This is a genomic window from Arthrobacter sp. UYP6 (assembly GCF_040547315.1).
In the GTDB taxonomy this organism is placed as follows: domain Bacteria; phylum Actinomycetota; class Actinomycetes; order Actinomycetales; family Micrococcaceae; genus Arthrobacter_B.
In genome coordinates this window covers 30262-55262 of sequence record NZ_JBEPPM010000003.1, presented here as the reverse complement: position 1 = coordinate 55262, position 25001 = coordinate 30262, and the positions used below count along the sequence as shown (strand labels likewise).

The following is a 25001-nucleotide window of genomic DNA, read 5'->3' as shown; positions in this document are numbered from 1 at the left end:
TGGCCTGACTTACGGCTGGGCGGGCGTTACCTGAACAAACAGGTCCTCGGCCGGCGGCGTCCAGGTCTGCGGATCGGCGGGCACCTGCTCGCCGGAGCGGATGTCCTTGATCTCGTGCGTGCCGTCCTCGGAGGTGAACCAGACAAAGGGAATCCCGCGGCGGTCCGCATACTTGATCTGCTTGCCGAATTTCTCCGCCTTCGCAGCCACTTCCACCGGAATGCCGCGGCCGCGCAGATCCGCGGCGATGTCCTGGGCCGCAGACCACGAGTCATCGTGGGCGAGTGCCACCAGAACGGCGGTGGGAACGCTGCGGTTCGCCTCGGCAAAGTTCTGGCTCAGAATACGCATGACCAGACGGGTCACACCGATGGACAGGCCGACGCCGGGGAACTTGCGACTGCCCTTGGACGCCAACGAATCGTAGCGGCCGCCGGAGCAGATCGAGCCCAGGGATTCGTGGCCCACCAGCACGGTCTCATAGACGGTGCCCGTGTAATAATCCAGGCCGCGGGCAATGCTCAGGTCCGCCACCACGCGGCCCGGAGCACGCTTGACAGCTTCGGCGATGACCTGGGACAGCTCATCCAGGCCTTCTTCGAGCAGCTCATTGGTAATGCCAAGGGCGCGGACCTGCTCCACGAAGGAGACGTCCTCGGTGCGGATGGAGGCGAGCTTCAGGGCGGCGTCCGCCTGTTCGGCGGTGGCGCCGAGTTCTTCCTGCAGCAGCTGCGCCACCCGCGCGGCACCGATCTTCTCCAGCTTGTCGATGCTGCGCAGCACACCCGCGGTGTCCTGAAGCCCGATCCCCCGGTAGAATCCCTCGGCCAGCTTGCGGTTATTGACCCGGATCAGAAAATCCGGGATCGGCAGCGCGCCGAGCGCCTCGGCAATGACCAGCGCCAGCTCCACGTCGTACCGGAATGGAAGCTCGCCGTCGCCCACTACGTCAATGTCCGCCTGCGTGAATTCGCGGGCACGGCCCTCCTGCGGGCGTTCGCCGCGCCAGACTTTCTGGATCTGGTACCGGCGGAACGGAAACGCCAGGTGGCCGGCGTTTTCCACCACGTAGCGGGCAAAGGGGACGGTGAGGTCAAAGTGCAGGGCAAGGGAGTTCGGATCGACTTTGCCGGAGGCCTCGCCTTCTTCAGCCTGCAGCCGGCTCAGTGCGTAAACTTCCTTGTCGATCTCGCCCTTGCGCAGCAGCTGCCCCACGGTTTCCACCGCACGCGTTTCAATGTTGGAGAAACCGTGCAGTTCGAAGGTGCGCCGCAGCACATCCAGTACATGAAGTTCAACCAGGCGCTCCTGCGGCAGCCATTCGGGGAAACCGGACAGTGAGGCCTTGCGTGCCATGCGGGCGAGCTCCTTCTGGGGATATGGGCAATCTGCTGCAGGGAATTCGCCTGCCGGCATGCCTAAACTAAGTGCGGCACTCATTTTAGGTCGTCCGCGCGCGCCATGGCGAACCGGAAGGACCTTCCACTGCCGGGGCCGGTGCCGCCGCCCGGCCGCCGATGTCCGTCCGTATCATCAGGAGAACCCGTGGCAGCTCCCCGCCAAGACCGCGAAACCCGACGGCGCATAGCCCGGATGCAGGCCAAGCGCGCCCTGCAGCAGAGCCAGGACAAGCGCCGGAAACGCGACAATCTTTTTGCCGGTGCGGCGGGAGTCCTGGGGCTGGCCCTGGCCCTGGCCCTGCAGGCGGCCTGGTTCTCTTCCAATCCGACGCCGGAGCAGACCCGGCTCATCGAACAGCAGGTTGCGGCGGCCAAGGCCGGCGAACCCACAGCCAATCCTGAGACCCCCGGCGCGCCGGCCACCGCCGGGGCCATCCCGGACAAGTCCATCGCGGAAGGCCGGACCTTCTCCGGAACCCTGGCCACCAGCGCCGGAGACCTGGGAGTGGAGCTGGATGGAAATGCGGCCCCGCAGGCCGTGGCCGTCTTCACCTCCCTTGCCGAGTCCGGTTTCTTCACGGGTAAAACCTGCCACCGGCTCACCACGGCGGAGACCATGGGCGTTCTGCAGTGCGGTTCCCTCAACGGTGACGGTGCCGCAGATCCGGCCTACCAGTGGGGTCCCGTGGAGAACACTCCCCCGGACGGCGTGTATCCGGCGGGGTCCGTGGCGGTGGCCCGCGGAGGCAGCACCGACAGCAACGGGACCCAGTTCTTCCTTGTGTACAAAGACTCCAATATTCCGCAGGATACGGGCGGATACACGATCATGGGTAAGCTAACCTCAGGGCTGGATGTTCTGGAATCAGTTGCCGAGCAGGGAGCTGTGAAAAATGGCACTGAAGTTCAGGACGGCACTCCGAAAACCCCGGTGACGATAGACTCGTTTACCCTGAAGTAAATGGCAGCGCGGGCTTCGCGCACTGCCAAACCTCGAGTGAAAGACTTTTAGCGGTGACAGACAGTCAGAAATCCGACGAAACAGCTTCCAGGCCAGTCCCGGAGGCTTCCGAAACCCAACGGCCCGCAGCACCCAGCCCGGCAGCTTTCGCCGCCCGGCGGCCCGCTACTGCAGCACCTGATGCAGGCACCCCCACCCCGTCAACCGCACCCAAGCCGGTCATTGCGGCCCCGCCGGTGCACTCCACGTCTCTGGAAGAAGCTGCCCGCTTTGCCCGCGTTCAGGAGGACGGCCATGTTTTCCTGCTCGTGAACGGCGAGGAATTCCCGGTAGGCCAGTACCCCGACGCCAGCCGCGACGAAGCCCTTGCGTACTTTGTGCGCAAGTACGACGACGTCGCCAGCCAGCTTGCACTGCTTCAGGCACGGGTGCAGGCCAAGGCTCCCACCACGGACATGCTGAAGACCCTGAAGCACCTCGGTGAGCAGGTGGCCGAGCGCAAGATGGTGGGCGACGTTCTGGCCCTTGACGCGCAGATCGAAGCGCTGCGCAGCAGCATCAAGGAAGCGGAAGCCGCAGAACGGGCCGAAGCCGAAGCCGTCAAGGCACGCGAACTGGCCGCCCGTGAGGCCATTGTGGCCGAAGCCGAGGAAATTGCCGCCAAGGATCCGGCCACCATCCAGTGGAAAACCAGCAGCAACCGGATGAATGAGCTCTTCGAAGCCTGGAAAACGGCCCAGAAGAACGGACCCCGTCTGGGCCGCAGCAACGAAGATAGCCTGTGGAAGCGGTTCCGTTCCGCCCGCACTGTTTTTGACCGCCACCGCCGGGCGTACTTCTCCCAGCTGGACAGCGAAAACACGGCGGCCAAGCGGGCCAAGGAAGCACTGATTGCCCGTGCCGAGGAACTGGCCACGTCCACCGACTGGGGCAACACGGCAGCGGAATACCGCCAGCTGATGGATGAGTGGAAAGCGTCGAAGCGTGCCAGCCGCAAGGACGACGACGCTCTCTGGGCGCGTTTCCGTGCAGCCCAGGACACCTTCTTTGCCGCCCGCCAGGCCGCCAACGAGGTGATCGACGAAGAGTTTGCCGCCAACCTCACGGTCAAGGAGGAGCTGCTGAAGGAAGCCCAGGGTATCCTTCCGGTCCGCGACCTGACGGCCGCCCGCAAGGCGTTGAACTCCATCCGTGACCGCTGGGAAGAGGCCGGCAAGGTTCCGCGCGCGGACATGGGCCGGATGGAAGCCGGTATTCGCAAGATCGAGGAAGCCGTCAAGGCAGCCGAGGACGAGCACTGGCAGAAGAGCAATCCGGAAACCAAGGCACGCACCAACAGTGCCCTGAGCCAGCTCGAAGCCACCATTGCCGCGCTGGAGGAAGATCTGGCCGCAGCTGAAAAGAACGGCAACGCGAAAAAGATCGCCGATGCCCGTGAAGCCCTTGAAGCCCGCCAGCAGTGGCTGGCCATGCTGCAGAAGTCGGCGCAGGACTTCTCCTAGCTTCTTTGCGTTGGCCCGCCCTCCCCGTTATCCACAACGGGAGGGCGGGCCTTTTGTTTTAACCCCGGCTCGGCAAAGGTGGATCCATGCCGGCCACACTGTTTCCCTACCCCGGTGTGTTGCCGGCCTTCACCTCCACCGGCGGTGCACTCTTTTGCGCAGGCGGTGACTTTTCCGGGCCCGAACTGCAGGCAATGGAAACTGACGGCCTGCTGCGCTGGGTTTACGGGGAGACGTACGTGCGCTGGGATATCGAACCGGACCCGGTATGCCGGGCACTGGCTGCAGCGAAGGTACTGCCCGAAGGGCTCCGGAGCCGCGTGATGCTGGGTCGGCTCACAGCTGCCTGGGTGTACGGCTGTGCGCCTCCGCCGCGGCGCCTACAGCTGCTGGTGGACCATCACCGGCGGACCAGCGCCCTGGCGCCCTTTAGCCCCGCAGTCCTGCATGAGGTCCGACTGGAGCCCGGGGAGTGCATGGACATTGCCGGGATGATGGTCACCACTCCCCTGCGCACCGCCCTTGACCTGGCCCGTCACGATCCCCAGGAGGAGTCAGTCCAGGCGCTGCTGGCGATCGCTGCGCATCCCGTGCTGGGCTGCCCGCTCGAAGCCGTTCGCCGCTCGGTGCAGGCCGGCCCCGGATACCCGGGGAAGGCAGCTGCCCTGCACCGGCTGGACCTCGCGGCCCGGCAGGCGGATCAGACGCGCCGCTGGGAGCCGGTGGTCCGGTAGACGTCAAACACGCCGTCGATCTTCCGGACGGCGCTCAGGATGTGGTCCAGATACTTCGGATCGCCCATCTCAAAGACAAACTTGGACATGGCCACCCGGTCGCTGGAGGTGTTCACGCTGGCCGAGAGGATGTTCACGTGGTTCTCGGACAGAACCCGGGTGACGTCGGAGAGCAGGCTCTTGCGGTCCAGCGCTTCCACCTGGATCTCCACAAGGAAAACCGAGGACTGCGTGGGCGCCCAGTCCACGGGCACAATCCGGTCCGGCTGATCCCGCAGTTCGGAGACGTTGCGGCAGTCGCTGCGGTGCACCGACACGCCCGAACCACGGGTCACAAATCCAATGATGGGATCCGGGGGCACCGGAGTGCAGCACCGGGCCAGTTTGACCCATACATCCCCCACTCCGCGCACTGTCACGCCGGAGTCGGAGAACTTGGGCCGGCGGGCCGCCGTCGACACCGGGGTTTCCGCCAGGTCCTCTTCGGCACCCTGATGCCCGCCCATCAGCGAGACCAGATGTTCAATGACATTCTGGGCGGAGGTGTGCCCGTCGCCCACCGCCGCATACAAAGCCGAAATGTCCTGGTGGTGCAGTTCCTGGGCCACGGTCAGCAGCGCGTCATGGGTCATCAGCCGCTGCAGCGGCAGGTTCTGCTTGCGCATCGCCCGGGTGAGCAGGTCCTTACCCTTGTCGATCGCCTCTTCCCGGCGTTCCTTGGTGAACCACTGCCGGATCTTGTTCCGGGCCCGGGGGCTCTTAACGAAGCCCTGCCAGTCCTGGCTCGGACCGGCACCTTCGGCCTTGGACGTGAAGATTTCCACCCAGTCGCCGTGCTCCAGCTCGCTGTTCAGCGGCACCAGTTTGCCGTTGACGCGGGCCCCAATGGTGCGGTGTCCCACCTCGGTGTGCACGGCGTAGGCGAAGTCCACCGGAGTTGATCCGGCGGGCAGGGCCATGACCTCGCCCTTGGGGGTGAAGACAAACACCTCGCGGGCGTTGATCTCAAAGCGCAGCGAGTCCAGGAACTCATCCGGATCCGAGGTTTCCTGCTGCCAGTCGACCAGCGACCGCAGCCAGCCCATGTCATTGTTGTCCGGTCCGACGGGTGTTTTGGAGCCGTCCTTGTACTTCCAGTGCGCGGCCACGCCGTACTCGGCGCGGCGGTGCATGTCATGGGTGCGGATCTGGATTTCCACCGGCTTGCCGCCGGGACCGATCACCGTGGTGTGCAGTGACTGGTACATGTTGAACTTCGGCATGGCGATGTAGTCCTTGAACCGCCCGGGCAGCGGGTTCCACCGCGCGTGCAGGGCACCAAGGGTCGCGTAACAGTCACGCACGGAGTCCACCAGGACACGGACGCCCATCAGGTCATGGATGTCGTCGAAGTCTTTGCCCCGGACGATCATTTTCTGATAGATCGAGTAGTAGTGCTTGGGCCGGCCGGTGATGGTGGCCTTGATCTTCACCGCATGCAGGTCATCTGCGATCTGGGTGCGGACCGTGGACAGGTACTTTTCCCGTTCGGGAGTGCGGTCTCCGACCATGCGCACAATTTCGTCGTACACCTTGGGGTGCAGTGCTGCGAAGGACAGATCCTCCAGCTCCCACTTGATGGTGTTCATACCCAGCCGGTGGGCCAGCGGAGCAAAGATCTCCAGGGTCTCGCGCGCCTTGCGGGCGGAGGATTCCTGCGACACGAAGCGCCACGTGCGCGCGTTGTGCAGCCTATCGGCGAGCTTGATGACCAGGACGCGGATGTCCTTGGCCATGGCGACCACCATTTTGCGCACGGTTTCGGACTGCGCAGCGTCGCCGAAGGTCACCTTGTCCAGCTTGGTGACGCCGTCCACCAACATGGCCACTTCCGAGCCGAATTCGCGGCGCAGCTCCTCCAGCGTGTAGCTGGTGTCCTCCACGGTGTCATGCAGCAGTGCAGCGGCCAGCGTGGTGCCGGTCATGCCCAGCTCGGCAAGGATGGTGGCCACCGCCACCGGGTGGGTGATGTAGGGGTCACCGCTCTTGCGTTTCTGGCCCTCGTGGCTGCGTTCGGCCACCAGATAAGCCCGCTGGATCAGGTCCAGGTCCTCTTTGGGGTTGTTCACCCGAACCGTGCGCAGCAGCGGCTCCAGCATGGGTGAATAACCGGTGTTGCCGCGGCCGGCAAGCCGTGCCAGCCGTGCCCTGGCGGAGGTCCTGCGTCCGGGTACGGGCCTGGCCGGAGCCGGGGTGAGCGCGGTTCCCGGAGCGGAGGGCGCCTTTGCTTCCGAGGCCGGGGCGGGTTTGGACGTACGCGCCGGCTTTCCCGACGGCACCGGCTTTTCCGAGCGCGCCGGCTTTTCCGTACTCGCCGCCTTTTCCGAGGGGGCAGGCTTGGCCGGCGCTGACGTGGTTGCCGCTGCCTTCGCCGCCTGGGCGGGCTTGGTTTCCCGCGCCGAGGGGGCGGGCTGTGCCGGGGCCAGCCGGGGGGCAGCGGGAACCGGAGCTGCGGGATCTGCCTTCACAGGTGTTCCCGAAGCCCTCTCTGCGCCGGCCTTGTCGGCCGGTGTCGCGCTCTCGCCCACTACTGCCCTCTCTGTGACGTTATTGACCTTTTCCACCCTAAGCGCTGCCATTCCCCCGCGTCACGGCAGTCCCTCAGCGGGCTGGTTCTGGAAACAAGTCTATGCCTGTGCATGTCATCGCCTAAACCGCGTCTTTTCGGCAGTGCCGCGGTATGCAGAAGACCTCCGGACGGGTCTCATGTGTGAACTCCGCCCGGAGGTCTTCCTTAGCCTGACCGGCCGCTTTTAGCTCCCGGCAGACACGGCCGTTGCGCCGTGAGCTGATGCAGCTTCAGCTTCCTTGGCCTCCTGCGCCCGGCGGTCCTTGACGCGCTTGGCCTGACGAACAATATCCGGCTCGTTGCGGCGCAGCACGGCGTACATCGGAGCGGCAATAAACACGGTAGCCACTGTGCCCAGGATAATGCCGATGAACAGCGCCAGCGACAGGTCCTTCAACGTGCCCGCACCCAGCAGGAAAGCACCGATGAACAACACGGATGCCACGGGGAGCACGGCCACCACCGACGTGTTGATGGACCGGACCAGGGTCTGGTTTACGGCCAGATTCACCTGTTCCATGAACGTGCGCTTGGTGCTCTTGTCCAGATTTTTGGTGTTTTCCCGCACCTTGTCAAAGACCACCACCGTGTCATACAGGGAATAGCTCAGGACCGTCAGGAAACCAATAATGGCCGACGGCGTCACTTCGAATCCGCTGAGCGAGTACAGTCCCGCCGTGGTCACCATGACCACCAGCAGGGCGGTGATGGCAGCTACGGACATCTTCCAGGTCCGGAAGTACAGGGCCATCAGCACTGCAGCCAGCGCCACGAAGACCACCAGGCCAATCAGGGCCTGCCGGCTGACGTCCTCACCCCAGCGCGGTCCGATGAACGTGGACGTGACCTGGTCCTCGCTGACGCCGTAGGCCTGGGCCAGGTTGGCCTTGACCTCCAGCGTCTGGTCATCGCTGAGCTGTTCGGTCTGCACCCGCATGGTACCGGGGGCAATGTTGATGATGCGGGCTTCGCTGGCAACATCACCGACGGCCTCTTCACCCGTGCTGACATCGCTGTTGGCGGCGCCGGAGACGGTGAATTCTGATCCGCCGCGGAAATCGATGCCCAGGTTGAAACCGCCCTTAGCCACCGGAATCAGGATGGAAATGAGGACGGCGGCTGCGGCAATCAGGAACCAGAGCTTGGCCTTGGGCACAAACGGGTAGGAACGCTTGCCGGTGTAAAGCTCATTGCCGAAAGTGGCAAAGCGAGGGAGCTTGCTCATTCCTGGCCCTCCTTCTTTGTGCTGGGGCCGGATCCGGCCATTGAATCCTGCTTTTCGGCCAGCCGGCGCTCGGCGATGGTCATCCGGCGCTCCGCTTCCTTGGAGGCGGCCTTGTTCTTGGAGCGCACCGGGGCTGCCCCGGGTTCGCGGATGCGCCCTGCGCCGCGGTACAGCGGTACGGCGCCGAGGCGGGTGGTGTCCAGGCCGGACCACTTGTGGCCCTCGCCGAAGAACTTGGTGCGGGCCAGCAGCACCATGGTGGGATGCGTAAACAGGAACACCACAATGAGGTCGGCAACCGCGGTCAGGCCCAGAGTGAAGGCGAACCCGCGCACGTTGCCCACGGCTACGAAGTAGAGCACGACGGCGGCCAGGATGTTCACTGCCTTGGAGGCCAGCACGGTGCGCTTGGCACGCTTCCAGCCGTTGTCCACGGCGGAAACCAGCCCGCGCCCGTCGCGCAGTTCATCACGTATTCGCTCGAAGTACACGATGAAGGAGTCGGCCGTCTGGCCAATGGCCACAATCAGGCCGGCCACGCCGGCCAGTGAGAGCCGATAGTTCTGCGACCAGCCGAGCAGGCAGATCGCGAGGTAGGTCAGGAGGCCGGCCACCACCAGCGAAATGATGGTGACGAAACCCAGGGCGCGGTACTGGAACAGTGAGTAGACCGCCACCAGTGCCAGACCGATGAGCCCTGCAATCAGACCCATCTTGAGCTGGTCGGCGCCGAGCGTGGCCGAGACCTGCTGCTCGCTCTGGATGTCAAAGCTGATCGGCAGTGCACCGTACTTCAGCTGTTCGGAGAGCGCCTTTGCTGACTCCTGCGTGAAGTTGCCGGTGATGCGGGGCTTCCCGTCGGTGATGACGCCCTGCACCGTGGGCGCTGAAATGACCTGGCCGTCCAGCACAATGGCGAACTGGTTGTGCGGGTCCCCCTGCTGGAAGGCAAAGAGGCGCTCGGTCACGCCCTTGAAGATCTCGGTGCCTTCACCGTTGAACTCGATGTTCACGCCCCACTCATTGATCGAGGCGCCCTGGCTGCTGGTGGAAAGGCCAAAGGTGGCATCGGCAATGTCTGAGCCGGGAACTTCCACAGGACCGAGGATGTACTTGGCGCCGGTGCCCGGTTCGCAGGTGATCAACGGGGCGTCGGCCGGGGCCACTTCCGTGGATGCTTCCAGCGTGGCCGGGTCCATGCAGTTGGTGCTCTCAAATTCGCGGTACAACTCGGGGGTGATCCAGTTGTCGTCCGAGGCGTTGGCCGGTTCGGCAGCAGGCTTCGGAAGCTGCTCCTCGGGAAGCGGCGTTTCAACAGGCCCGCCGGCTGCGATGGCAAGAACCGGACGGAACTCCATCTGGGCCGATGCCTGGATCAGCTCACGGGTTTCGGCCGAGGGAACTCCGGGCAGTGACACTACAACGTTGCGGCCGGACTGCGTGGTGATCTCCGCTTCGGAAACACCGCTGCCGTCCACACGCTGGCGGATAATCTCCACGGCCTGGTCCAGCTGTTCCTGGGTGATCTCGGAACCGCCCTGCACCTTGGGTGCCAGGATCATTTCGGTTCCGCCCTCGAGGTCAAGGGCAAGTTTGGGGGTCCAGCTGGCGTTGCTCCACATGGAACCGCCGCCGAGTAAAAGGGCCAGAGCAGCAAAAATGACGCCCAACCAGAGGAGCGTCTTTTTAGCGGCCGAGCCGGGGCCGGTACGAGGCATAGAGGATAGTCCTTCTAGGGGTGAGACACCGGAGGCAAGGTTGACCCCGGATGGGCCCGCGGAGAGTCTCCCCCCGCAGGCCCGTGGAGAGTCTAGTTCTCTTTATTGTTTTCGCGGTTCAGGCGTTCAAGCGTTTCCTCGGGAGACTCGTCGGCACGCACGGCGGACTCATCGCGGCGAACCGGATCCGCAGCGCGGGCGGTGTCGTCGGCCGGATTAGCGGCAGTCAGCGAAGAAGCGTCATCGGGAACCACGGGGGCTTCTTCCGCGACGGCGGGCTCAGGGGTGACAACCTTGGTCAGCGCCTGCAGGTGAACAGTGGCGGTGTTGCCCGGCGAAAGCTCCAGGACCGCTTTGTTTTCCTCGGAGTTAATCGAGAGGATGGTTCCAAACAGACCGAACTGGGTCATAACCTCGGTGCCGGGAACCATCTGGGTCCGCTGCTCCTGAACCGTCTTCTGCGTCTTCTTCTGCTTGCGGAACATCATGAAGATGAACAGTGCCAGCAGGATGGGCAGCAGCAGGCTGCTGAAGCTGAAACCTCCGGCGCTCTGGTCGGCGGTGTTTTGGGCCATGACGTTTAAGAACACAGAGTGGTTCCGTTTCTGTTGTGGAGATGGTGTGCAGATATTGCGGGGCAGGCAACCCGTCAGGGCCGGTGCTGTCCGCAGCGTCTTGCGCTTCACTTTTGAGGCGCTTGAGTCTTTGTGCCCCAGAACACAAGGGTCTGGTGCGGCAAATGACCAGTCTAAAGGTAAAACGTCCGCAACGGCAGAAAAGTTTCTCCCTCTACTGCATTTTCCCTCCAACGGCCGGTATCCTCAACCAGCTGTGTTCAGGAGCACGGTTGTGCTGATGCCAGCCCGGGCACCCCGAATTAAAGGGACGCGGAGCCGTCTTCCGCGGACGTATTGGTTCCGGGTCCGGAGAACATGTTCTCCGGCAGGTTGGCCGCAACGTTTTCGGGCATCTGCAGCCCGAGGTGTTCCCAGGCCGCACGGGTGGCAACCCGGCCGCGCGGTGTCCGGCCCAGGAGTCCTTCGCGCACCAGATAGGGTTCGGCAACAGTTTCCACGGTTTCCGGCTCTTCGCCCACGGCGATGGCCAGGGTGGACAGGCCCACCGGTCCCCCGTTGAACTTGGTGATCAGCGCCCGGAGCACTGACCGGTCCAGCCGGTCCAGTCCGCGGGCGTCCACTTCATACATATCCAGGGCTGCGCCGGCGGTGCGTGCGTCAATCTGGTCCACGCCGTGCACCAGCGCCCAGTCACGCACCCGGCGCAACAGCCGGTTGGCGATGCGCGGTGTGCCCCGGGAGCGGCCGGCCACCTCGGCGAAGCCGGCGGAGTTGACCTTCATGTCCATCAGCATGGCCGAGCGGCGCAGCACCAGTTCCAGTTCATTGGTGGAATAAAACTCCAGATGCCCGGTGAACCCGAAGCGGTCCCGCAGCGGCCCCGGCAGCAGGCCGGCCCGTGTGGTGGCACCCACCAGGGTGAAGGGCGGCAGGTCCAGCGGAATGGCCGTGGCGCCGGCACCCTTGCCCACAATGATGTCTACACGGAAATCTTCCATGGCCATGTAGAGCATTTCCTCGGCGGGCCGGGACATGCGGTGGATCTCATCGAGGAACAACACCTCGCCCTCCGTGAGCGAGGAAAGGATGGCGGCCAGGTCTCCGGCGTGCTGGATAGCGGGGCCGGAGGAAATACGCAGCGGCGCGTTCATCTCCGCGGCAATAATCATGGACAGGGTGGTCTTGCCCAGGCCGGGCGGACCGGAGAGCAGCACATGGTCAGCACTGCGGCCCCGCAGGCGGGACGCCTCCAGCACCAGGGAGAGCTGCTCACGGACCCGCTTTTGGCCCACAAAGTCATCCAGGTTCTTGGGCCTCAGCGCTGCCTCAATCGCCTTGTCATCCGGGTCGCCGGTGGGGGCAACCAGCCCGTCGCCGGGAAGGACGGACACGTCAGCTCACCTGCTGCCGGGGCGCGCGGGCACGGGCGCCGTCGGTCCCCAGGCGGCGGAGCGTCAGTTTCAGGATTTCGCCAACGTTTCCGCCGGCGGCAATGTCCGGAGCTTCGGCGACGGCGGCGTCAATGGCTGCGTTGGCGTCCTTTTCCGACCAGCCCAGGCCGGTCATGGCGGCCAGGACCTGATCCTGCCAGCGTGCTGCCGCCGGGCTGTCGGCTGTGCCCAGCGGCACCAGCTTGTCCGCCAGTTCCAGCACAATCCGGCGGGCACCCTTGGGCCCTATGCCGGAGACCTTGCTGAAAGCCTTGTCATCCCCGGAGGACGCTGCCACCCGGATTGCCTCTGGGGTGTGAACGGCCAGGACGGCCAGCGCGATGCGCGGGCCCACACCGCTGACACTCAGGAGTGTTTCGAACACTTCCCGCTGATCCCCATCCGTGAACCCGAACAGGGTCATGGAGTCCTCGCGGACGATCATGGCCGTCTGCACCAGGGCTTCGCGGCCCACATGCAGTGAGCTCAGTGTCTGCGGCGTGGCCTGGATCAGCATGCCCATGCCGTTAACATCCAGCACCACCGAGTGCAGGCCAACGTGCGTTACAGTCCCGCGCAGGGATGCGATCATGACAAAACTCCAGAGGCTGTGTAGAACATATCTACGAATACCTTACTGTGCGCCGGCCCTGATCCACGGTTCCGGCGCGCTGCACTCAGCGCCGGGCCCGGGCTTCAGCCTCGGCCCAGAGCCGCTGGGCCGGTGTCAGTCCGTTGCTGGGTGGGCGGACCGCGGCCCGCGCTCCGGACGCTGATCCCGCCGTCGTCTGCCCCGGACCGGCCACGCCCCGGCGCCAGGCGTGGGTGATGGCCAGTGCCAGGGCGTCGGCGGAGTCGGCGGGCTTGGGCATTTCGTCCAGCCGCAGGATTTTCGTGACCATTTTGCCCACGGCGTCCTTGTTTGCTGAACCGGAGCCCGTGACCGCTGCCTTGACTTCGGTGGGCGTGTGCAGGGCCACCGGAATGCCGCGCCGGGCCGCCGCCGCAATGACCACGCCGGAAGCCTGCGCGGTGCCCATGACCGTGCTGACGTTGAGCTGGCTGAAGACCCGCTCCACGGCCAGGACATCGGGTTTGTGCTGATCAAGCCACAGATCGATTGCCTCGGCAATCACCAGCAGCCGCGCGTCCAATGCGGTACCCGCCTCAGTGCCGACCACGCCCACGGCCACCAGGGTGGCGCGGCGGTTGCGCTCGACGTCGACCACTCCCAGCCCGCAGCGGGTCAGGCCCGGGTCAACACCCAGGACGCGCAGGCTCACCGACTACTCAGTCGTCTTCGAGCTGGGCAAAGACCTCGGCGGGGATGTCCGCATTGGAGTACACATTCTGGACGTCGTCCAGGTCCTCCACGGCGTCCACGAGCTTCAGGAACTTGCGGGCATTGTCGGCATCCAGTTCCACATGCATGGAGGGAAGGAATTCCGCTTCATCGGTGTCGTACTCGATACCGGCTTCCTCAAGGGCGGAGACGACGGCACGCAGGTCCGCGGCTTCGGAAATGATCTCGAAGTTCTCGCCGGATTCCTTGACCTCATCAGCCCCGGCGTCCAGCACGGCCATCAGCAGGTCATCCTCGGTGAGTTCCTTCTTGGGCAGGGTGATCACGCCCTTGCGGGTGAACATGTACGCCACCGACCCGGGGTCTCCCATGTTGCCGCCGTTCCGGGTCACTGCCAGGCGCACCTCGGAAGCCGCACGGTTCTTGTTGTCCGTGAGGCACTCGATCAGCAGGGCGGTGCCCTGGGGGCCGTAGCCCTCGTACATGATGGTCTGGTAGTCAACGGCCTCGCCCAGGAGACCGGCACCGCGCTTGACGGCGCGATTGATGTTGTCGATGGGCACAGAGGTCTTTTTGGCCTTGGCGACGGCCAGTTCCAGGCCGGGGTTACCGGCCATGTCGGCTCCGCCGGCGCGGGCCGCAACTTCGATGTTCTTGATCAGCTTGGCGAACGACTTTGCACGCTTGGCGTCAATGACGGCCTTCTTGTGCTTAGTGGTTGCCCATTTAGAGTGGCCCGACATCTACGCTTCTCCTCTGATCATCTGGATAAAAAGTTCGTGGATCCGGCTCTCCCCCGTTACCTCCGGATGGTACGAGGTGGCCAGCAGGTTTCCAGAACGCACTGCCACAATTCTAGCGACGAAATCCTCAGCAGGCGCATGGCTGTTCCCCTGCGGCGGAACCCGGGCCAGTACGTCGACGGAATTACCGGTCTTTTCCACCCACGGTGCACGAATAAATACCGCGTGGACGGGGGCTGCCATTCGGGAATTTTCGCTGGAGGGAAGATTCTCCAGGCCCTTCACGTCCAGCATGGTTTCAAACGACTCCCGCTGGCGGCCAAACGCGTTGCGGCGCACATCAATATCCAGCCCGCCCAGAGTTTGCTGAGGTTCGCCGGACCCGTTTCGCGCAGGATCCGAAATCCGGTCCGCCAGCAGGATCATTCCGGCGCAGGACCCGTACACCGGGAACCCGTTCCGGATCCGTTCCTGCAGCGGGGCGTAAACGCCAAAGGCCCGCATCAATTTATCAATGGTGGTGGACTCGCCGCCCGGCAGCACCAAGCCGTCCAGGCCGTCCAGTTCCGCCGGGCGCCGGACCGGAACCGCAGTGGCCCCCGCTGCAGCCAGCGCTGCCGCATGTTCACGGACGCCGCCCTGCAGCGCCAGCACGCCCACTCTGGGCATCGGGTCTTTTATCATCGGGCCAGTCTACGGTTGCCCGCCTCCCCCGGCGGGCAACTAAGAAGAAGGCCCGCGGGGCTGCTTGCGATATATTCATAAACCATGAGTTCTTTCTCCGTCCTGACAGGCAAGCTGGTCCGCAGTGCCTCCAAACTGCGCGGCGGCGGCTCCGCTCTGCCCGGCCTGGTGGTGGAGAAAATCGATCCCGATTTCATCCGCCGCACGCTGGCCGACCTGCCGCTCGGAGTGGCCGTGGTCTCCGGCACCAACGGCAAAACCACCACCACCAAGATGGTGGTGGAGCTCCTCGAAAGCCAGGGCCTGAAGGTTTTCACCAACCGCACGGGCAGCAATTTCACCCGCGGTGTGGCCGCCGCCCTGCTCGGCGAGGTGGACTGGCGCGGACGCCTGGATGCCGACGTCGCCGTCCTGGAACTGGACGAAGCACATGCGGTGCACTTCGTGAAGCTGATCGCCCCGCGCTATTCGCTGCTGCTGAATGTGCTCCGTGACCAGCTGGACCGTTTCGGTGAAATCGACAAGACCACCCGGCTGCTGGAGGCCATCGCCCAGGCCACCACCGGCACCGTGGTGCTGAACCGCGAGGATCCCCGCGTCGCGTCCATCGCCGACTCCCTGGACCAGCGCCAGGTGCGCTATTTCGGCCTTCATGAGTCCCTGCGCAGCACCTTCCCGAACGACGACGAGATGCGCGGCTCCTCGGCCGAGGCCGCCGCAGCTGTGCTGCCCGCCGACGTCGTGCTGGAACGCGTGGCTGAAACCGACGCCGACTTCCGCGTGGACAATACCGTGGTGAGAACCGGGCTGAAGCTGCGCGGGGTCTACAACATCTTCAACGCCGCCGCCGCGCTGGCGCTGGCCCGCGTGGTTGCCGGACCGCAGGCCAATTCCGAGGCCCTGTTCACCGCCCTCTCCAACGTGGAACCCGCCTTTGGCCGCGGCGAGTCGCTGGTGGTCAACGGGCAACCGCTGGAACTGGTGCTCGTGAAGAATCCCAGTGGTTTCCGGCTGGGCCTGAAGTCCTTTGCCGCGCACGGCTACTCGACCATGATCGCGATCAACGACAACTACGCCGACGGGCGGGACATGTCCTGGCTCTGGGACGTGGACTTCGAGACGCTGGCTGAAAACGGCGTGGACATGGTCACCGGCGTGCGCGCCTACGACATGGCGCTGCGCCTGAAGTACGACGACGTCCCTGTGGCGGACATCGACCCGGACATCACTGATGCGCTGAAGAAGTTCATCGCTTCCGCCGGGTCCTCCCCCATGCGCATCTTCTGCACCTACACGGCCATGCTGGCCGTGCGGCGCGAACTTTCCAAGATCACAACAGTAGAGGTGGTCTCATGAGTGAGTCACTGAACCCCGCGTACGGTGAAGACCGGAGCATCAACATCCTGCAGCTGTATCCGCGGGAAATGAATATCTACGGGGACTGGGGCAACGTCCTGGTCCTGAAGCAGCGCCTGAAATGGTACGGCTACACGGCCAACGTCCTGGAGTACAACGTGGGCGACGAGTTCCCGGCGGATGTGGATCTGCTGGTGGGCGGCGGCGGACAGGACAGCGGGCAGGTGGTGATCCAGGAGGACCTGCAGGGCATCGCTCCCACCTTGTGCGCCATGGCCGAAGACGATCTGCCGATGCTCGCCATCTGCGGGCTGTACCAGCTGTTCGGCCGGTTCTTCAAGACCCACACCGGCACCGTTATTCCGGGCATCGGACTCTTGGACCTGGAAACCCACGGGGGCACCGAACGGCTGATCGGCAACGTGCTTTCGGTCAGCGAGGAATTCGGCGAAATCCACGGTTACGAGAACCACAGCGGCCAGACCTTCCTGGGTTCGGGCGTGAAACCGCTGGCCGAGGTCCGCAAGGGCGAAGGCAACAACACCAAGGACAACTGGGAGGGAGCCCGCTACCGCAACGTGGTGGCCAGCTACCTGCACGGATCCCTGCTGCCCAAGAACCCGGCCATTGCCGACTTCCTGCTGCAGCAGGCCGTGATGCGCAAGTTTGGCAGCTTTGAACCGCGTCCGGAGTCCGCCCGGGACCTGGCGGAGCTGGCGAAGCTCTCCGAGCTGGCCCGGCAGCACGCCTCGCAGCGGCCGCGCTAGCTCGCCGATTTAGGCTGGCCGAAACTACGCCGGAGGACCGCGGTTCCAAGCGCCGGGCAGCGTGGCCAGACCACGTGCGACAGTGCGGAAAGGCGGGGCCAACAGCCCAGACAACCTCTCGTGCGGTGTAGCAGACGCCAGGGATCTGCGCGGCGATTCCTGCTATGGGGATAATGATGCCCCATCATGGGGGTGGGGTTAATTCGCGACGGTATCGTAGGTTTCTAGGCTGATCTTTTCAGCCTTCCGTTCGCTGAGAGTGGGCGCTCCTGCTTCCCGCCAACCCCTGTAAAGGCAATGACACCATGATGATCTTTAGCCGTCCCCAACCAGGGACCTTACCAACAACACTCAAGCTCTTGGTGGCAATCATGATTCCGTCCGTCATAGTGAGCGTGCTCGGAGGGGCCTCGGCCAGTATGGGCTTCGGACTGGCCATGGGCCTGGGGATGGCGGTCACTCCCGTCAGCAAGCCGCGCCAAGCAGCGCTACTGGTGATAGTGGGTGCCGCACTTGGCGGGTTGGCGTCCTTGGCGGGTTCAACACCCTGGGCCATCGCCGCACTCATGTTCGTCTCTGCGATCCTCTTTGCTGCCACCAACCAGCGCTCCGCCGGACTGCTCTCACTGACTCCGGTCATGGTGATCCTTTTTGGCCCCGGCCCCATCAACCTCCCCTGGTGGTCCGCAGTGCTGTGGATCCTTGCCGGAGGGTTGGCCGGGGCCCTCATCACCCGCCTGCTCAAGTTCCAGGCCCCAACACTTCCCGTTGAAAAACGCACCGCGTGGGAGCACGGCATCGCGGTGGGTCTGTTGTGTGCCGCGATCATGTACTGGGCCTTGGCCAACAACATCCCCCATGGGTACTGGGTCGCGGTGACCGTCCTGATGGCGCTGCGGCCATTAGCCAATCAGCGGCAAGAGACCCTCAACGGACGCCTCATCGGCACCTTTTTGGGGGCCGTTATCGCCTTGCTGGCCGTGTTGTTCCTACCCGTCTGGGGCGCAGTCGTAGTGGCTGTCCTGTGCCTGTTCTTCCTGGTCTGGTATTCCATGGGCGGGGCATACCTCATGCAAGCGCTGGCCTTGACACCGATGCTGTTGATCTTCGCGTCCCTTGGCGATGTTGAGCGGGGATTCGAGCTGACCATTGAGCGGGTCATTTTCACGGTGATTGGAATCGTCGCGGCAGTTTTGGTCGCCTTGCTGCTTCGGCGCTGGGAATCACGGCGCGAGGCCCTACTACAACAGTAGTTGTCCTCAGGAGAAGAGCATCCCATGTTTCCCCACCCCGCGCCGGTGACCGTGATATCGCCGTTGTTAGTCAGCACGCTCCGCAGATCCTGGGCGAAGTCCTCATAGTTGCGCACGACTACCTTTCGGCGCTTACCAGCCATTCGTGCGCACCGGCGTCCGCAGCGCCCATGGACTCGACCACGGGAATGGTCCGTTCCCGCACTGCGGCCTGCTGCTCCGGCGGGGCGCAGGAGCCCTGGGGCAGATCTGCGGCAACGGAGCACCAGCGGTAGGGGTCCCGGACAATGACGGACGGAGCCCAGGCCAGATCCGTGACGCCCCACGCGCCGTCGTCGTCCTGGCCAAACTGGGCGCGCAGGATCAGACCCTCATTGTTCACGTCATACCAGGGGGACAGCTCGGTGACGGCGTTGCCCAGGCCGTAGGCAATCCAGGTTCCGTTGTAGTTTTCGATCGGCAGCACGGAGTGGCTGTGATGGCCGTAGATGAAATCGAACTCCCCACTGTCCGCCAGAGCATGCGCTGCCTCCACCTGCTGGGAGTTGGGCACGGAGGCGTATTCCTCCCCGGCGTGGATTGCACCCACCACGACGTCGGCGCCGGCGGCCCGCGCCGCCTTCGCCTTGGCGATCATCACGGCCGGATCCAACAGGTCCACCTGCCAGTCGAAGTCGGCGGTCATCCCGTTCAAACCGTAAGTGGCTTCGATGACCGATACCTTCGCGGCCGGGGTGGAGAGGATCATCGGCTTCGCTGCGTCCGCCTCCGTAGCGTAGGAGCCGGTGTGCTGCAGGTCCAGGGCATCCAGGACGCCCAGGGTCCGGTTGAGGCCGGCGGTTCCGTCGTCCACGGTGTGGTTGCTGGCTGTGGTGCAGGCATCGTAGCCCACGTCCTTGGCTGCGCTGAGGATCTGTGGAGGAACGTTGAACAGCGGATAGCCGGTGTAGGGTCCGTCCGCTTCGGCCACGGGGGTTTCCATGTGGCAGATGCCCAGGTCCGCCTGATCCAGGTAGGCCTTCTTGCCCTCCAGCAGCGGCCCGAAATCCAGCGGCATCCTGCCGGAGGCGGCAGCATCGGCACCGGCCTGGGTCCAGAGCTGCGGATGCACCAGGAGGTCACCGGCGACCATCATCGAAAAACACCGCACCGCTGCACACCCCTGCCCCAGTCCCGGCGTAGGGGCGGGAGCTAAAGACGGCTCCGAAACAGCCTGGCCGCTGCCGGACGCTGACGCTGATGCGAACGCTGACTCCGGCCCTGCGCCCGAAACGGAGCCCGACGGCGATGCCTCCGTGTCCGTAGAAGGAGCTGCCGGCGAACACCCGACCGCCGCGGCCAGCAGCAGCACAGCAGCAACTGTCCTGCACCTCGAAGCCGTACTGCCCCCCGTCCCGGTCCCGAACAGAAATCGGACCCTGCGTTTACGCATAATGCTCCCGCCCTGACACATTCGTCCAAAAGCCGCTCCGGGCAGCCCCGCCCAGCGTACGACGGCGTTTCTGTTGTTCGCCTCAGTAGGGGTGTGCGAGTCTTGACGCTTATGAGCAACCCTTTCGGAAGCACCAGCACCCTGCCCTACCAGCTCCCTCCGTTTGAGCAGATCACCCCGGATGATTTCCTGCCCGCTTTCAAGGCCGGGTTCGAGGAACACCTCGCGGAAATCGACGCCATCCTCGCGAATACCGAGGCACCGGACTTCGAGAACACCATTGCCGCAATGGAGCTGGCGGGTCAGATGCTCCAACGCGCTGCCTCTGTGTTCTTCACCTTCACAGCAGCTGATGCAACCGACCAGATTCAGGCCATCCAGCAGGAAGTCGGCCCGCAGCTGGCCGCCCACGAAGACAGCATCTATCTCAACAAGGCCCTCTTTGAGCGGGTCGACGCAGTGTCCGTTGAAGGGCTGGACGAGGAATCCACCCGCCTGGTGTCCGAGTACCGCCGCAGCTTCATCCGGGCCGGTGCCCGTCTCGACGACGCCGGCCAGTTCCGGATGCGCGAGCTGAACTCGCGCCTGTCCGTGCTGGGCACCGAATACTCCCAGAAGCTGCTCAAAGACACCAACGAATCGGCGCTGCTGGTGAGGGACGCGGCGGAACTGGACGGCCTTTCCGATGACGACGTTGCGTCCGCGGCGGCTGCTGCATCCGCGGCAGGCAAGGAGGGGTACCTCCTATCGCTGATCCTTCCCACCTCGCAGCCCGTGCTCTCCTCGCTGACCAACAGGGAGACCCGACGCCGCCTCCTGGCGGCCTCACTGAACCGCGGCTTCCGGGACAACGAAGAGAAGACGCTGGGCCTCGCAGCCGAATTGGCCGCGCTGCGCGCTGAACGGGCTGCCCTGCTGGGCTTCGCCAACCATGCGGAGTTCGCCACCGATAACCAGACGGCCCCGTCACTGGAGGCCATCCACTCGATGCTCGGGAAGCTCGCGCCGCCGGCGGTGCGCAACGCGCAGGCCGAGGCCGAGCTACTGCGCGAAGCGGCCGCGCAGGACGGCGTCGAGGATCTGCAGGCCTGGGACTGGTCCTACTATTCCGAGCAGGTGCGCCGTGAGAAGTTCAGCGTAGACCTTGCCGCGCTGCGGCCTTACTTCGAGCTGGAACGGGTCCTGGCGGACGGTGTTTTCTACGCGGCCAACCGGCTGTTCGGGCTGACCTTCACCGAGCGCCCCGACCTGGTCGGCTACCATCCGGAAGTCCGGGTCTGGGAAGTGAAGAATGAGGACGGCTCAGGGCTGGGACTGTTCCTGGGCGATTATTACACCCGCGATACCAAGGCCGGCGGGGCGTGGATGAACGCACTGGTGCACCAGTCCGCACTGCTGGGAACCTCCTCCGTGGTCATCAACAACCTGAACATCACCAAACCGCCCGCCGGGGAACCAACCCTGCTGTCCTTCGGCGAGGTGGTGACGGCGTTCCACGAATTCGGCCACGCCCTGCACGGCCTGTTCTCCGACGTGACCTACCCGCAGTTCTCCGGCACCGCCGTTCCCCGCGACTTTGTGGAGTACCCCTCCCAGGTCAACGAGATGTGGATGCTGTGGCCCGAGGTGGTTGCAAACTTCGCGAAACACCACGTCACCGGGGAGCCGCTCCCCCAGGACGCCATCGACAAGATCGAAGCAGCCTCCACCTGGGGCGAGGGATTCGGGACCACGGAATACCTCGGAGCCACCCTGCTGGACCTTGCCTGGCACGAGCTGGCTCCCGGAGAAACAGTGCAGGATCCCGAAGCCTTTGAGGCAGAGGCGTTGGAGCGTGCCGGTGTTGCGCTGGACCTGGTACCCCCGCGTTACCGGTCCGGTTACTTCAAGCACATTTTCGCCGGCGGCTACGCGGCCGCCTACTACGCGTACATCTGGAGTGAAGTCCTGGACGCAGACACGGTTCAGTGGTTTCAGGAAAACGGCGACCTGACGCGGGAGAACGGGGACCGGTTCCGGCGCGAGCTGCTCGCCCGTGGCAACAGCATCGATCCGCTGCAGGCTTTCCGCAACTTCCGGGGCCGCGAGGCCGCCCTTGAACCGCTGCTGCACCGCCGCGGACTGGACTGATCCGCCATGGTCACCATAGCCGCCTGCCAGGACCTTCATCAGGACTGGCTGAGGAACCTGGCCGGCGTTACCGGCGGCCGCACCTTCTCCACGCATGAGTCGGAGTGGGCATGGATGCCGGCGCGGCGGCAGCTGGTGCTGCTGTATCCGCAGCGGATTTCACCTGCCGGCATCCGGCCCGGACTGGCCGAGGGCATGCGGCTCGGCGCCCAGAGCGTGTCTGTGTGGATGAACAGTGCGGCAAGCTACGCACCCCTGGAAGCGTTTGGTTTTCGCCGCGGACCGCAGCCGCTGTGGATGAGCGCTCCGGCGGGTGTGCCGCAGCAGTACGACGCAGGATCGGCGGCCGCTGACCCCGATCCCGCGGAAATACACGGGCCCGACGCCGACGAACTCGCCGCCGCGCGCTCCCATCCGCGCACCGCTTGGCACCTGACCACCAGGGATGAGGACAAACTGACCGGTCGGGCGTGGGTCTATGTTCCCGCAGCGGCAGATCGGCAGGAGGGAGCAGCGGATCCGATCACCGGCCTGCCGGGCATCCCGGCGCCGCCGGCCCGGAAGCCGTCAAAGGGTTCTCTGGCCGGCATCTTTGGGCTCGCGGTTGGTCCCTCCAGCCGCCGCAAAGGCTACGGAACGGAGCTGCTGAGCCGGGCGGCCGCCGTCGCTGCCTCCGCGGGCGCTAACCGGCTGGCCATCAATGCTGCTCCCGCAGGCGCTGAGTTCTGCGCGGCCCGGGGGTTTGAACTGATTGGCCGCGGGCAGTACCTGAACCTGGACCTGCGCTGAAGTGCCCGGCCGGGCCGGCTGAGAGCTCTTTAGCCCTCAGCCGGCTCCGCACGGCCGGTCTGAGGAGCTACCAGCCGCGTTCGGCCAGCCGGTGCGGCTGCGGAATTTCATCCACGTTGATACCCACCATGGCCTCGCCCAAACCACGCGATGCCTTGGCAACTTCATCGGCGTCGTCGAAGAAGGTGGTGGCCTTCACGATGGCTGCCGCACGCTGCGCCGGGTTGCCGGACTTGAAGATGCCCGATCCCACAAACACGCCGTCGGCACCCAGCTGCATCATCATGGCGGCATCCGCCGGCGTGGCGATCCCGCCGGCGGTGAACAGCACCACCGGGAGTTTGCCGGCCGCAGCCACCTCCTTGACGAGCTCATAGGGCGCCTGCAGCTCCTTGGCGGCAACGTACAGCTCGTCCTCCGGCAGCGAGGACAACCGGGCCACCTCGGAACGGATGGCCCGCATATGCATGGTGGCGTTGGAAACATCACCCGTGCCGGCCTCGCCCTTGGACCGGATCATGGCCGCACCCTCATTGATGCGGCGCAGCGCCTCGCCTAGGTTGGTGGCACCGCAGACAAAAGGAACAGTGAATTTCCACTTGTCGATGTGGTTGGCATAGTCGGCCGGGGTCAGGACCTCGGATTCATCGATGTAGTCCACACCCAGGGACTGCAGGATCTGGGCCTCCACAAAATGGCCGATCCGGGCCTTGGCCATGACCGGAATGGAAACGGTGTCAATGATGCTGTCAATCATGTCCGGGTCGCTCATCCGAGAGACTCCGCCCTGTGCACGGATGTCTGCTGGCACGCGCTCAAGCGCCATAACGGCCACGGCGCCGGCGTCTTCGGCAATGCGCGCCTGCTCGGCGGTGACCACGTCCATGATCACACCGCCCTTGAGCATCTCGGCAATGCCTCGCTTGACCCGGCTACTGCCGGTGACCGGAGACAGGGAACCGGACGTGGAAACCTGTCCGGGTACGTGCGCGGACTCTGGGTTATTCATGGAGCTCTCACCTTCGAGGGAAGTCATGGCAGCGAACGCTGCTATTCCCAGCCTAGATGTTCGGAGCCTGTTTAGCAGACCGCCCGCCATCGGATTGCTTCCGATGACGGGCGGCGGGAAATTTCCTTCGGGGCCGGGGCCTCCTACGCGCTCAGATAGCCTGCCGACGGACGGCGAGCATCCGCTGCCAGATGGTGACGCAGCTGGCCGCGCAGAGGGCCAGCAGGACCACGAGCAGCAGCACCTCGCTGATCCCCAATCCCACCAAGCCAGTGGCTACCAGCACGGAGACCAGGCGCTCGGCGCGCTCGGCGATGCCCACATTGGCGGTGAATCCCAGGGACTCGGCCTTTGCTCTGATGTAGGAAACCAGCATGCCCAGCACCAGGGCAATGATGGCAGCTACACCAACCGCATCGTTGTTCCCGCCAGTGAAGAACCAGATGCTTACGCCGGCAAACAGTGCGCCATCGGCAAAACGGTCCAGGGTGGAGTCAAGGAATCCGCCCCATTTTCCGGTGCGTTCCTGCTGGCGGGCCATGATGCCGTCAATGACATCGGAAAAGATGAAGACCGTAATGAACAGCGTCCCCCAGAACAGCTGTCCCAGCGGATAGAAGACCAGTCCGCCCACCATAACGCCCAGGGTGCCCAGGATGGTCACGGCATCCGGCGAGACGCCACGCTTCAGCAGCCAGGTCGCCAGCGGCGTAAAGACGCTGGTGAAAAAGCCTCTTGCATATTTGTTCAGCACTGCTCAGTCCTCGCTGGCCTGGGGCCAGGCGTCGGCCACTTGTTGGCGGACATCCCCCAGGGTTTGGGTAATGGCCTTGGTCTGGGCGATGATCGGCAGGAAATTCCCGTCCCCGCCCCAGCGCGGAACAATGTGCTGGTGCAGGTGTGCGGCTATTCCCGCACCTCCGGTCACGCCCTGGTTCATCCCAAGGTTGAAGCCGCTCGGGTTGGACACTTTCCGCAGCACGCGCATGGCGGTCTGGGTCAGCGCAGCAATCTCCGCCGTCTCCTGCTCGTCAATGTCCGTATAGTCCGGCACGTGCCGGTACGGGCAGACCAGCAGGTGTCCGGCGTTATACGGAAACAGATTAAGGATCACAAAGGCGTACGTGCCGCGGTGCACAATCAGCGACTCTTCGTCGGAACGGGCCGGAGCGGCACAGAACGGGCAGTTGTGCTCCGAGGAGACCTGTTCCTGCCCGCCCTTGATGTATGCCAGCCGGTGCGGCGTCCACAGCCGGGCAAAGGAATCAGGCACGCCGGCAAGCTCGAATGAGTCGGTGACCGCGGCGTCGCCCGGGTAGGGACTGCCGCCGTCGTCCTGGCTGCTGTTTTCCATCTGCGCTCCTGTCTCCGCCGCCGAA

22 protein-coding genes are annotated in these 25001 nt (G+C 64.6%); 8 read left to right on the top strand and 14 right to left on the bottom strand.

Going from position 1 to position 25001, the window contains the following annotated elements:
- Window positions 1-9: 9 nt before the first annotated feature.
- On the bottom strand, window positions 10-1356 hold the full coding sequence (gene hisS / locus ABIB35_RS03320) for a histidine--tRNA ligase (protein ID WP_354178887.1): 1347 nt from the start codon (window positions 1354-1356) through the stop codon (window positions 10-12).
- Between the two features lie 189 nt (window positions 1357-1545).
- Here hisS and ABIB35_RS03315 point away from each other — a divergent pair, with 189 nt between their 5' ends.
- From ABIB35_RS03315 to ABIB35_RS03305, 3 genes are all read left to right on the top strand, one after another.
- On the top strand, window positions 1546-2361 hold the full coding sequence (locus ABIB35_RS03315; RefSeq protein WP_354178885.1) for a peptidylprolyl isomerase: 816 nt from the start codon (window positions 1546-1548) through the stop codon (window positions 2359-2361).
- Between the two features lie 53 nt (window positions 2362-2414).
- Window positions 2415-3863 (top strand): DUF349 domain-containing protein, encoded by a 1449-nt coding sequence (locus tag ABIB35_RS03310; RefSeq protein WP_354178884.1) that lies wholly within the window; start codon window positions 2415-2417, stop codon window positions 3861-3863.
- Window positions 3864-3949: 86 nt separating this feature from the next.
- Entirely contained in the window at window positions 3950-4597 is a 648-nt protein-coding gene (locus ABIB35_RS03305) for a hypothetical protein (RefSeq protein ID WP_354178882.1), read from the top strand.
- Here ABIB35_RS03305 and ABIB35_RS03300 read toward each other — a convergent pair.
- From ABIB35_RS03300 to pdxT, 9 genes are all read right to left on the bottom strand, one after another.
- Window positions 4564-6735: a RelA/SpoT family protein gene (locus ABIB35_RS03300; protein WP_354179204.1), complete on the bottom strand. Its 2172-nt coding sequence runs from the start codon at window positions 6733-6735 to the stop codon at window positions 4564-4566. The genes ABIB35_RS03305 and ABIB35_RS03300 overlap by 34 nt on opposite strands.
- A gap of 654 nt (window positions 6736-7389) precedes the next feature.
- Window positions 7390-8430 carry a protein translocase subunit SecF gene (gene secF / locus ABIB35_RS03295; protein ID WP_354178881.1) on the bottom strand — a complete coding sequence of 347 codons (1041 nt, stop codon included), beginning with the start codon at window positions 8428-8430 and terminating at the stop codon, window positions 7390-7392.
- Complete coding sequence (gene secD, locus ABIB35_RS03290; RefSeq protein ID WP_354178880.1) at window positions 8427-10148, bottom strand: protein translocase subunit SecD; 1722 nt, start codon at window positions 10146-10148, stop codon at window positions 8427-8429. Before secD ends, secF begins: the two co-directional genes overlap by 4 nt.
- A gap of 92 nt (window positions 10149-10240) precedes the next feature.
- The gene (gene yajC, locus ABIB35_RS03285) at window positions 10241-10738 is read right to left on the bottom strand and encodes a preprotein translocase subunit YajC (protein ID WP_354178878.1); all 498 of its coding nucleotides are present in this window, start codon (window positions 10736-10738) and stop codon (window positions 10241-10243) included.
- A 287-nt stretch (window positions 10739-11025) separates the two neighbouring features.
- Window positions 11026-12093: a Holliday junction branch migration DNA helicase RuvB gene (gene ruvB / locus ABIB35_RS03280; RefSeq protein WP_354179203.1), complete on the bottom strand. Its 1068-nt coding sequence runs from the start codon at window positions 12091-12093 to the stop codon at window positions 11026-11028.
- Window positions 12094-12118: 25 nt separating this feature from the next.
- Window positions 12119-12748: a Holliday junction branch migration protein RuvA gene (gene ruvA, locus ABIB35_RS03275; protein WP_354178877.1), complete on the bottom strand. Its 630-nt coding sequence runs from the start codon at window positions 12746-12748 to the stop codon at window positions 12119-12121.
- 85 nt (window positions 12749-12833) lie between these two features.
- The gene (gene ruvC, locus ABIB35_RS03270; protein ID WP_354178875.1) at window positions 12834-13439 is read right to left on the bottom strand and encodes a crossover junction endodeoxyribonuclease RuvC; all 606 of its coding nucleotides are present in this window, start codon (window positions 13437-13439) and stop codon (window positions 12834-12836) included.
- A gap of 7 nt (window positions 13440-13446) precedes the next feature.
- Window positions 13447-14202 carry a YebC/PmpR family DNA-binding transcriptional regulator gene (locus ABIB35_RS03265; RefSeq protein WP_354178873.1) on the bottom strand — a complete coding sequence of 252 codons (756 nt, stop codon included), beginning with the start codon at window positions 14200-14202 and terminating at the stop codon, window positions 13447-13449.
- Complete coding sequence (gene pdxT / locus ABIB35_RS03260; protein WP_354178872.1) at window positions 14203-14886, bottom strand: pyridoxal 5'-phosphate synthase glutaminase subunit PdxT; 684 nt, start codon at window positions 14884-14886, stop codon at window positions 14203-14205.
- Between the two features lie 84 nt (window positions 14887-14970).
- On the opposite strand from pdxT, the gene ABIB35_RS03255 reads away from it, so the two are divergent.
- The 3 genes from ABIB35_RS03255 (at window position 14971) to ABIB35_RS03245 (ending at window position 18262) form a co-directional block, all read left to right on the top strand.
- On the top strand, window positions 14971-16242 hold the full coding sequence (locus ABIB35_RS03255; RefSeq protein ID WP_354178870.1) for a DUF1727 domain-containing protein: 1272 nt from the start codon (window positions 14971-14973) through the stop codon (window positions 16240-16242).
- Complete coding sequence (locus ABIB35_RS03250; protein WP_354178868.1) at window positions 16239-17009, top strand: type 1 glutamine amidotransferase; 771 nt, start codon at window positions 16239-16241, stop codon at window positions 17007-17009. Before ABIB35_RS03255 ends, ABIB35_RS03250 begins: the two co-directional genes overlap by 4 nt.
- Before the next feature lie 371 nt (window positions 17010-17380).
- Window positions 17381-18262 (top strand): FUSC family protein, encoded by an 882-nt coding sequence (locus ABIB35_RS03245; RefSeq protein WP_354179201.1) that lies wholly within the window; start codon window positions 17381-17383, stop codon window positions 18260-18262.
- Between the two features lie 118 nt (window positions 18263-18380).
- Here ABIB35_RS03245 and ABIB35_RS03240 read toward each other — a convergent pair whose 3' ends face one another.
- A complete protein-coding gene (locus tag ABIB35_RS03240; RefSeq protein WP_354178866.1) occupies window positions 18381-19397 on the bottom strand; it encodes a CapA family protein in 1017 nt (338 codons plus the stop codon).
- Between the two features lie 408 nt (window positions 19398-19805).
- Here ABIB35_RS03240 and ABIB35_RS03235 point away from each other — a divergent pair, with 408 nt between their 5' ends.
- Both ABIB35_RS03235 and ABIB35_RS03230 read left to right on the top strand, forming a co-directional pair.
- Complete coding sequence (locus tag ABIB35_RS03235; protein WP_354178864.1) at window positions 19806-21824, top strand: M3 family metallopeptidase; 2019 nt, start codon at window positions 19806-19808, stop codon at window positions 21822-21824.
- 6 nt (window positions 21825-21830) lie between these two features.
- Window positions 21831-22613, top strand: a complete 783-nt coding sequence (locus ABIB35_RS03230) for a GNAT family N-acetyltransferase (RefSeq protein WP_354178862.1) — start codon at window positions 21831-21833, stop codon at window positions 22611-22613.
- A 67-nt stretch (window positions 22614-22680) separates the two neighbouring features.
- On the opposite strand, the gene pdxS is transcribed toward ABIB35_RS03230, so the two are convergent.
- The 3 genes from pdxS to ABIB35_RS03215 all read right to left on the bottom strand — a co-directional run bounded on the left by pdxS (window position 22681) and on the right by ABIB35_RS03215 (window position 24976).
- Window positions 22681-23622: a pyridoxal 5'-phosphate synthase lyase subunit PdxS gene (gene pdxS / locus ABIB35_RS03225; RefSeq protein WP_354179200.1), complete on the bottom strand. Its 942-nt coding sequence runs from the start codon at window positions 23620-23622 to the stop codon at window positions 22681-22683.
- 151 nt (window positions 23623-23773) lie between these two features.
- Window positions 23774-24376: a phosphatidylinositol phosphate synthase gene (pgsA, locus tag ABIB35_RS03220; RefSeq protein WP_354178860.1), complete on the bottom strand. Its 603-nt coding sequence runs from the start codon at window positions 24374-24376 to the stop codon at window positions 23774-23776.
- Window positions 24377-24379: 3 nt separating this feature from the next.
- The gene (locus tag ABIB35_RS03215) at window positions 24380-24976 is read right to left on the bottom strand and encodes an HIT family protein (RefSeq protein ID WP_354178858.1); all 597 of its coding nucleotides are present in this window, start codon (window positions 24974-24976) and stop codon (window positions 24380-24382) included.
- Window positions 24977-25001: the final 25 nt, after the last annotated feature.

What these genes read in the sequence shown, in the direction of transcription:
- ruvA (WP_354178877.1), bottom strand. Translation starts at nt 12,748, where the DNA reads ATGATCGCATCCCTGCGCGGGACTGTAACGCACGTTGGCCTGCACTCG.
- secF (WP_354178881.1), bottom strand. Translation starts at nt 8,430, where the DNA reads ATGAGCAAGCTCCCTCGCTTTGCCACTTTCGGCAATGAGCTTTACACC.
- ABIB35_RS03215 (WP_354178858.1), bottom strand. Translation starts at nt 24,976, where the DNA reads ATGGAAAACAGCAGCCAGGACGACGGCGGCAGTCCCTACCCGGGCGAC.
- ABIB35_RS03250 (WP_354178868.1), top strand. Translation starts at nt 16,239, where the DNA reads ATGAGTGAGTCACTGAACCCCGCGTACGGTGAAGACCGGAGCATCAAC.
- pdxT (WP_354178872.1), bottom strand. Translation starts at nt 14,886, where the DNA reads ATGATAAAAGACCCGATGCCCAGAGTGGGCGTGCTGGCGCTGCAGGGC.
- hisS (WP_354178887.1), bottom strand. Translation starts at nt 1,356, where the DNA reads ATGGCACGCAAGGCCTCACTGTCCGGTTTCCCCGAATGGCTGCCGCAG.
- ABIB35_RS03240 (WP_354178866.1), bottom strand. Translation starts at nt 19,397, where the DNA reads ATGATGGTCGCCGGTGACCTCCTGGTGCATCCGCAGCTCTGGACCCAG.
- ABIB35_RS03230 (WP_354178862.1), top strand. Translation starts at nt 21,831, where the DNA reads ATGGTCACCATAGCCGCCTGCCAGGACCTTCATCAGGACTGGCTGAGG.
- ABIB35_RS03245 (WP_354179201.1), top strand. Translation starts at nt 17,381, where the DNA reads ATGATTCCGTCCGTCATAGTGAGCGTGCTCGGAGGGGCCTCGGCCAGT.
- pdxS (WP_354179200.1), bottom strand. Translation starts at nt 23,622, where the DNA reads ATGAATAACCCAGAGTCCGCGCACGTACCCGGACAGGTTTCCACGTCC.
- ABIB35_RS03255 (WP_354178870.1), top strand. Translation starts at nt 14,971, where the DNA reads ATGAGTTCTTTCTCCGTCCTGACAGGCAAGCTGGTCCGCAGTGCCTCC.
- secD (WP_354178880.1), bottom strand. Translation starts at nt 10,148, where the DNA reads ATGCCTCGTACCGGCCCCGGCTCGGCCGCTAAAAAGACGCTCCTCTGG.
- ABIB35_RS03265 (WP_354178873.1), bottom strand. Translation starts at nt 14,202, where the DNA reads ATGTCGGGCCACTCTAAATGGGCAACCACTAAGCACAAGAAGGCCGTC.
- ABIB35_RS03300 (WP_354179204.1), bottom strand. Translation starts at nt 6,735, where the DNA reads ATGCTGGAGCCGCTGCTGCGCACGGTTCGGGTGAACAACCCCAAAGAG.
- ABIB35_RS03305 (WP_354178882.1), top strand. Translation starts at nt 3,950, where the DNA reads ATGCCGGCCACACTGTTTCCCTACCCCGGTGTGTTGCCGGCCTTCACC.
- ABIB35_RS03235 (WP_354178864.1), top strand. Translation starts at nt 19,806, where the DNA reads ATGAGCAACCCTTTCGGAAGCACCAGCACCCTGCCCTACCAGCTCCCT.